This is a genomic window from Oleiphilus sp. HI0066 (assembly GCF_001635725.1).
Genome location: NZ_LWFH01001836.1, coordinates 1 through 743, shown reverse-complemented (window position 1 = coordinate 743; position 743 = coordinate 1). Strand labels below are relative to the sequence as shown.

The window sequence follows — 743 nt, the reverse complement described above, 5'->3', positions numbered from 1 at the left end:
CTTCAGAGTCGGTCCTATTACCTGGTCTGATTAATACTCATCATCATCTCTATCAAACGCTTACGCGCGCATTTCCGCCAGCACTTAACAAACGTTTGTTTCCTTGGCTTCAAACCTTGTATCCGGTGTGGGCGAGGCTTCAACCAGAGATGCTAAGTGCTGCGACTGAATTAGGTTTGAGCGAGTTGCTTCTTTCTGGCTGTACTACGGTTTCAGATCATCATTATTTGTTTCCTGAGGCATTAACTGAAGCGATTGATATTCAAGTTCAAGCCGCTTCAAAAGTGGGAACGCGCGTTACCCTGACACGCGGCTCAATGAGTTTAGGGCAAGACGATGGTGGCTTGCCGCCGCAATCGACTGTGCAATCTGACGACGCTATTTTGAAAGATTCTGAACGTTTGATTCGTCAGTATCATGATGCCTCAGAAGGATCTATGGTGAATATCGCGCTGGCGCCATGTTCGCCGTTCTCTGTCACTACTGATTTGATGAAGCAAACAGCCTCTTTGGCGCGCGATCACGGTGTTCGATTACATACCCATTTGGCTGAAACTGAAGATGAAAATAACTTCTGCCTTAAAACATTTGGTATGCGCCCCGTGGACTATTTAGAGTCCGTCAATTGGATGAGTAATGATGTTTGGCTTGCGCATGGCATTCATTTTAATGACGACGAGTTGCATCGCTTAGGTAGGGCGGGTGTGAGCGTTTGCCATTGCCCTTCATCCAATATGGTGCTT

The 743-nt window shown here is 46.8% G+C and carries 1 protein-coding gene; it reads left to right on the top strand.

Annotation, left to right across the window (positions count from 1 at the left end; genetic code table 11):
- A partial coding sequence (locus A3738_RS28520; protein ID WP_156504569.1) for an amidohydrolase family protein occupies nucleotides 1-743 on the top strand: 743 nt, incomplete at both ends.